Below are 6058 nucleotides of genomic sequence, written 5' to 3'. Positions count from 1 at the left end.
TGGGACCATGTTCTTGTCCCTCGACATGAAACATAATTGACACAAAAGTGGTTACATTCCTCCCCTTTTGTGAAACGGATATCAACGATCATTTAATTGGTCGATAATATTTTAAGCTCTCTAAGATACTGTTCAGCCAAGTCAACTTGAACACTGCCACACGGAGTTTGCGTCCAACTTTTGGTTTTATGTTGATCCAAGTTACGCTAATCTGCCGGTTGTCTTAACGAAAAAGCAGCCGATAATTTTACCGGCTGCCTCCCTATCTTTATTAATAACTAACGTTTCCCGTTAGTTGAACGACTGAAATCGGATCTCGTACCTTATCTGACATCGATAAAAATATAGTTTGTTCACCATGAACACTTAATCATAATATACACTCGAAGATATTTCAATCTAAATTACGAGACAAAGAACAAAATTCAACCCATAAAAAATCCGCGTAAAACGCGGACTTAAATGGATATGTATGTTCTTTCCTCTTACATGAATACTATGCAAGTGGCAATAAACTTTCCTATCTAGTATTGAGCCCGCTATCGTCCTTAGTCGTGCGATTGTAGACGACGGTTTCTTTGGTGCCGTCCGCGTATTCCAGGTCAACTTCGTCGATACGGATTGAATCCAAAGCACCTTGATACGTGAAGAGCTTAAATACACCGAGTTCTTCCCCCGGCTTGACCGGACCGACATATTGAAGATTGAAAGAGTTCTTTCCGGAGTGCTCGTCATACGAAGGGTCTCCTACGGGATTAAATGTGCTGACCTTCACGGTATAGTAGTCGATCGTTTTGCCGGTCAAATTACTGACGAGCCACGTCAGCGTGATACCGTTCGCTGAATTGACACTGTATCTGAACTCACTTGGGTCGCTGAAACGATTCTCCGCTGTCACTCGGGTAGCTTCGGGTTCGTCGTTGGCCGTTTCGTTACCTCTTTGATTCTGAGCCGTGGAAATCGTTGCGCCTTTTTCGCCATCTCCGTTGGAAGGTTCGTTTTCGGCATCCACTGTTTGCTCATCATCATCTGTCACTGTTTGCCCAGCTTTAACTATAGTTGGTTCACTCCGACTATAACCCAAGTCTTCCGAGAAATACACACCGCAGCTGAACGCGATGATAATAGATATTAGAAAAGATAAAAAGATATTCAATTTTTTAGCCATGCTGATGTCCTCGCCTTTTCCGTTATTTGTTTTATAATAACAGATCTAGGTCCAATGGAACAGACATAAAGTAGTATTATCGAACTATGATTGTATAGTAAGACCTATAACTCGCAACTCCTTCTTCCTTCTTCTTACATGCATTGATTCGTTACGCTTCAACTTTACGATCTATCAGATACGCGGTCGCATAAACGATCAGCGCTGCAATGACTGTTTCAAACGCTAACCCGCCCCAGGCAAAGGCGAGCTCCCCAGGCGTTACGTTCACGCTGGTCTCATTCAGTGAATCGTGGCTACAGACCCGATCCACAGCTCTTCCGTTGCAAAGAGCAGATAGAGATCCACCCCAGCAAATAATGCAGCTCGAAGAATACCAGGATGCCGATCCAGACGCTGCCTTTTTTCGTAATACTCCGGGACACGGTTATCGCGAAGAAGATCGTAATCATCAAAAAGATAAACTGCCATGCCCCCAATAAAGCGTTCGTCACATAATACATATCGGTAATTCAGAGAGATTGAGAACTTCCCATGGTATACCGGACATTCTCCAATATAACCAGGCATGGGCAAGCATCAGAATAGCAAACACCAGCAGCGTTGCGCATGCCAAGAACAAGGATGACGCAATGTTCCATACCGAGCGAACGGGAAGCAGTCTACGGTGGTATGCTTTAATGTTGCTAGCGAAGTTCTTTCAGGTTAATACGAGGAGCAGCGCGCTTGCGGAGCCGTAGGCGAGCAAACTCAGGATCATCATGACGCCCGGTTCCCAATTCCTCATCGATCCGGTTACCGTGCTGACGACCTGTACAATCAGCAGCACCGCGAGGGCGCCGAGCAGCGTCGTCGCATTTCTCTTCCAGTCGTATTTCAGCATAGTGTTCACTTATTGCAATTATCGTTTTTTCAGCATTGTGTATTTGACTATGTAATCTCTTTATTGCAGAAAATACTGTTGTTTTTCCTGCAGTAGACAACCCTTCGATAATTACTCCTCGAATCATAATTCACCTCTTTTGCAAGCTTCAGTATCCTTCCCGATTACTCTCAGCTCAACAAAGGGAGCCGATATCGTTAACGGCTGCCTTCTTGTCTTCTTGAACTAACGTTACCCGTTAGCTTAATACAATAATATGGTAAAATGCTTAATAATTAATTGAAAGTAGGTGTTGAGAAAAATGGAGCCAAGAATCGACCTGATTACAGTTTTGGCAGACGATGTATCAAAAATGGGGAGGTTTTATCGAGACGCACTTGGTTTTCGTATCGATTCAGAATCAGATCATTACTATGGGTTAGAAAATAAAGGTGTAAGATTTGCGATATGTTCTCGTGAAATAATGTATCAAATCACTGAACACAAAGATTACAAAGAACAAAAAAGTGGGCAAGGTTTTGAACTGGCATTTCCAGTTGATTCGGCTGATGAATTGGATAGAGTTTATGCAGCAATCATCTCAAAAGGGGCTACTCCTATCAAAGCTCCTTCGGATATGCCTTGGAGCCATAGAACTGCATTCTTTGCTGACCCAGAAGGAAATATCCATGAATTATTTGCTCCGAAAGCAAGGTGATTAAGCTGCTAAAGGCAGTTGACCATTGCCACACTATCCTGCCCGTTAGTTTAACCATTCCTTAGTTACTCAGTCAGACATTGTAACAACAAACTGTTAAATGCAAACTGGTCGTCTCAATAATCGTCAGTATATTTATTTAACATTCGAATGCCAACCGTATTAAACTGAGGCAGGATGACGCAATGGCACCCTGCTGCCCCTGTAGCATAGTACCAATCAGGTTGATGGTACCAACCGAGTATGCGCTTAGTTTGAAATTGATTTTTTAACTTTTCCGTAAGCGTTCATGTCCATCGGTTGATTCCAGTCTAACCATGGCAAAGTTATCTGAAGTAGTGTAATCAGATACTAAATTCTGATGTGGTAATGCTGGCCCATTCGGTTCCTTTCATCTCTAATGGGTTAAGGATCTTTTCACGTAGATATTGGGATATAACTTTGCCAGTCAGTGCCTTTACAACAAAGCCTTGCACACCTTCGCGTTCAAATTGCTCCTTTCCAAAATACTTAGGTCCAGTAGCGGTTGCCAGATCGCATAATGTAATTTCTCCAAGTTCTATTTTGCCTAGTTCATTGATAATTTTGTATACAGGTGTACTTAAATCGATGTTGTTTTCCAAAGCAGCCATCGCCATAGCTAAGCAAACATAGGTCTTTCGCGTCGAATAAATATTGAATTGGGATTGATCTGATGCGACAAGAGCTCCCTTTTTGTGGTGATGGAACCCATGATACCGTTCAAATACGATTCGGTCATTTTGTATAACCATTACTGATGATGCTGATGCTCCAAATTCCTGTTGTGCTTGATGTATATAGTTGTATACTGGCTCAAACTTCTCATTCTCATAACATACAGGAAGATTCACTTTGCCACTCCTCGCAATAATCGTTAGGAATATATGTTCAATAAATTTGGAAACATATCCTTTCCGTGATGCACTTAGTCGGAGCGGATATGCCCGGCTGATTCTGCTTACTCGCTACTGTAATCTCCGAATCAACTGCTTACTCCAGCTGGACCGAGAGGCGATTGCACCGTGAACAACGTGTTAAATGATGCCTCCGGACGTCTATGAATTCGCCTCATAATTGCTACAATTCAAAATTGCATCCGTCAAACGGCATATCTCTTTCAATCAAATGAACCGCATCAATAATAGCTTTCTTTTGAAATTCTGACAGATTATCTTCATTCCCATCCCAATTGCTAAGCCACCAAAAGAAAGACCCAATATTTCTATAATCCATAAACAAAGGAATAAGTCGGATCCATTCATAATCTAACCCGTTGTGTAAATAAGGATTATTTATTTCTGCTGGCTTCCATTCCTTCTATGCATACTTTCGTCATGTTGCCTTCTATTGTTTGAATTGGCAATGAGGTGCGAACACCGTTTTCAGCTAAGTAACGAACCCATTGAACTTCAGCCTGAATCGTCTTTTCATATTCAACCGGTTTTGGTGACAACCGTAGAAAATAAGCCCTACTGTCTTTAATGTATTTGTAGACTTCGTTAGTGGAGTTACTTACAAACTGTATGGAATGAATGTCAAAATCGAAAGCTCTACTTGCTTGCGAAAGGATTTCATTGCTAACCAAAGCGCTTTCACCTCCTTCCCCATTGAGATCAGTTTTTCGGTGATTCATCGCACGATCCCTTGTCTCTCGGCATCAATAGCATTCAAATAATGTCTATCATTTCATATCAATACCGCAATTCTTTAAATAATTTATTATGTTTCCATATGAATGATCGTCCCAAATAATAAGATAATATTTTTCAAAGTTAAATTCTGTAATGTACTGAGTCGATGATTACCTTCATGCAGTCTAAACTTCCGTTAATTACTCTTATGCAAATTTGATCAATATTATAGTTCCACCGCGGAAAGTTTGTTAAAATAAGGAGGGGGTTGTTAGTATTCTTCAATAAAAAGATACCAATTTTTATTGAATTAATGAGGCAGGATAATTTAGGTTGATATAGATTTGACAATAAAAATTTTTGGGAGGTAATTTGGATTGCCAAATATAACTGATAGTACAATTAAATATCTGGATTATTTGAATTTAGATTTAGAGAAGCCATCATATAATTATTTAGAACAAATTTGCCATGCACAATTAAATACTTTTCCCTTTGAGAATATCAGCAAATTACTCTATTTTAGAGATAATAATTATAGTAATTTTGAGCTACCTTCATTTGAGTTATTTACTAAGAATTTTAGCGAATACAACTTCGGAGGGACTTGTTATACTTTAAACTCCAACCTAATGATTTTGTTACGAGAGATAGGGTTTGATTGTTATCATGCTATGCTTGGAGAGGAGCATATGGGCATTATAGTTAAAATGGATAATGAACGTTTTTACGTTGATTGTGGTGCTGCGGCTCCCTTTTTCAAGCCAGTACGTTTTGAGAATGATTTAAAGAATATCTCTGATTTTGGTAAAGATGAAGTGTATATTTTACCAGAAGAGATACAAATAAACAGGTATAAATATGTCCGCTACACTAACGGTAAACAAAACGGAAAAACATGGCGCTTCAACTCTCGAAAAGAAGCTAAAGTTAGTGATTTTAATGATGTTATAGAAAAATCTAATAAACCTAACGCCCCATTTATGACTATCTTAAGATGCCAACTATATCAGACCTATAAACAAAGAAGTGTATCTTTAGTAAATAATAAGTTCGGTATACGTTATTCAAATGGTGAAATAAATGTTAAAACCTTATCCTCATCAGAGGAAATAAAAGCAGTGCTATCAGAAGAGTTTATGTTACCCAAATTACCAGTAATAGAAGCTATTGAAGTGTTAAAGACATTGAATATAGACATTTTTGCACAAGGTACATAGATATTGAACTAACGAATGGCGATAGTTTTAGTAAGTAACATCAAACCACCCGTTATGCGGGTCGAGGGATCAAGGGGTATTCCAATATCCGTTGTTCAAATTCAATTATTTTATCTTCGCAGCGTTTTGTAGCAGCATGATGACTAGTTTTTATTCTGTCTTGCTTTAGCCACTCTCGGTAATTGTTTCTCAAAAATGGATAACACATTTGAAATCAAATGTTCGCTCGGACTTTCATTGTCTTTTAAAAGTGCATATATAAGATTCAAGAAAGTCTTTGCATCTTTCTCTGTTAAACTTTTGATTGATTCCATGGTAATATCTTTTGGAAAATTTTCTTCTTTTGTCTCCAAAATTTATTCCTCCATCTTTAAATATCATTTATTCTTCCGTTATAAACTATTAATGCGTTGCTTCCAAGCTACCTCCCTTGATTAA

The 6058-nt window shown here is 39.1% G+C and carries 9 protein-coding genes; 2 read left to right on the top strand and 7 right to left on the bottom strand.

What is annotated here, in order from left to right:
• Nucleotides 1-520: 520 nt before the first annotated feature.
• From PLA01S_RS30490 to PLA01S_RS32750, 3 genes are all read right to left on the bottom strand, one after another.
• The gene (locus PLA01S_RS30490) at nucleotides 521-1036 is read right to left on the bottom strand and encodes a hypothetical protein (RefSeq protein WP_246059953.1); all 516 of its coding nucleotides are present in this window, start codon (nucleotides 1034-1036) and stop codon (nucleotides 521-523) included.
• A gap of 414 nt (nucleotides 1037-1450) precedes the next feature.
• Nucleotides 1451-1639, bottom strand: coding sequence for a hypothetical protein (locus tag PLA01S_RS32755; protein WP_246059951.1), 189 nt, complete (start codon nucleotides 1637-1639; stop codon nucleotides 1451-1453).
• A gap of 229 nt (nucleotides 1640-1868) precedes the next feature.
• Nucleotides 1869-2051, bottom strand: a complete 183-nt coding sequence (locus tag PLA01S_RS32750) for a hypothetical protein (RefSeq protein ID WP_246059949.1) — start codon at nucleotides 2049-2051, stop codon at nucleotides 1869-1871.
• Nucleotides 2052-2352: 301 nt separating this feature from the next.
• On the opposite strand from PLA01S_RS32750, the gene PLA01S_RS30480 reads away from it, so the two are divergent.
• On the top strand, nucleotides 2353-2748 hold the full coding sequence (locus PLA01S_RS30480; RefSeq protein WP_127596175.1) for a VOC family protein: 396 nt from the start codon (nucleotides 2353-2355) through the stop codon (nucleotides 2746-2748).
• A 344-nt stretch (nucleotides 2749-3092) separates the two neighbouring features.
• On the opposite strand, the gene PLA01S_RS30475 is transcribed toward PLA01S_RS30480, so the two are convergent.
• The 3 genes from PLA01S_RS30475 to PLA01S_RS30470 form a co-directional block, all read right to left on the bottom strand.
• Entirely contained in the window at nucleotides 3093-3620 is a 528-nt protein-coding gene (locus PLA01S_RS30475; RefSeq protein WP_127596172.1) for a serine hydrolase domain-containing protein, read from the bottom strand.
• A 226-nt stretch (nucleotides 3621-3846) separates the two neighbouring features.
• Entirely contained in the window at nucleotides 3847-4002 is a 156-nt protein-coding gene (locus PLA01S_RS32205; RefSeq protein ID WP_164817553.1) for a hypothetical protein, read from the bottom strand.
• 55 nt (nucleotides 4003-4057) lie between these two features.
• Complete coding sequence (locus PLA01S_RS30470) at nucleotides 4058-4402, bottom strand: phosphotransferase (RefSeq protein WP_127596169.1); 345 nt, start codon at nucleotides 4400-4402, stop codon at nucleotides 4058-4060.
• A 375-nt stretch (nucleotides 4403-4777) separates the two neighbouring features.
• Here PLA01S_RS30470 and PLA01S_RS30465 point away from each other — a divergent pair, with 375 nt between their 5' ends.
• Nucleotides 4778-5620, top strand: a complete 843-nt coding sequence (locus PLA01S_RS30465; protein ID WP_127596166.1) for an arylamine N-acetyltransferase — start codon at nucleotides 4778-4780, stop codon at nucleotides 5618-5620.
• 143 nt (nucleotides 5621-5763) lie between these two features.
• On the opposite strand, the gene PLA01S_RS30460 is transcribed toward PLA01S_RS30465, so the two are convergent.
• Nucleotides 5764-5973: a hypothetical protein gene (locus PLA01S_RS30460; protein WP_090914482.1), complete on the bottom strand. Its 210-nt coding sequence runs from the start codon at nucleotides 5971-5973 to the stop codon at nucleotides 5764-5766.
• Nucleotides 5974-6058: the final 85 nt, after the last annotated feature.

The sequence above is a fragment of the Paenibacillus lautus NBRC 15380 genome, from assembly GCF_004000945.1.
Lineage (GTDB): Bacteria > Bacillota > Bacilli > Paenibacillales > Paenibacillaceae > Paenibacillus_AQ > Paenibacillus_AQ lautus.
Note: the sequence above shows the minus strand (reverse complement) of the source record. Positions and strands in the feature narration are given on the sequence as shown.

Bases quoted from the DNA above. Each gene is read 5' to 3' on its own strand.
- PLA01S_RS32205 (WP_164817553.1), bottom strand. From the start codon at position 4,002: ATGGATTATAGAAATATTGGGTCTTTCTTTTGGTGGCTTAGCAATTGG.
- PLA01S_RS30470 (WP_127596169.1), bottom strand. From the start codon at position 4,402: ATGAATCACCGAAAAACTGATCTCAATGGGGAAGGAGGTGAAAGCGCT.
- PLA01S_RS32755 (WP_246059951.1), bottom strand. From the start codon at position 1,639: ATGGCAGTTTATCTTTTTGATGATTACGATCTTCTTCGCGATAACCGT.
- PLA01S_RS32750 (WP_246059949.1), bottom strand. From the start codon at position 2,051: ATGCTGAAATACGACTGGAAGAGAAATGCGACGACGCTGCTCGGCGCC.
- PLA01S_RS30480 (WP_127596175.1), top strand. From the start codon at position 2,353: ATGGAGCCAAGAATCGACCTGATTACAGTTTTGGCAGACGATGTATCA.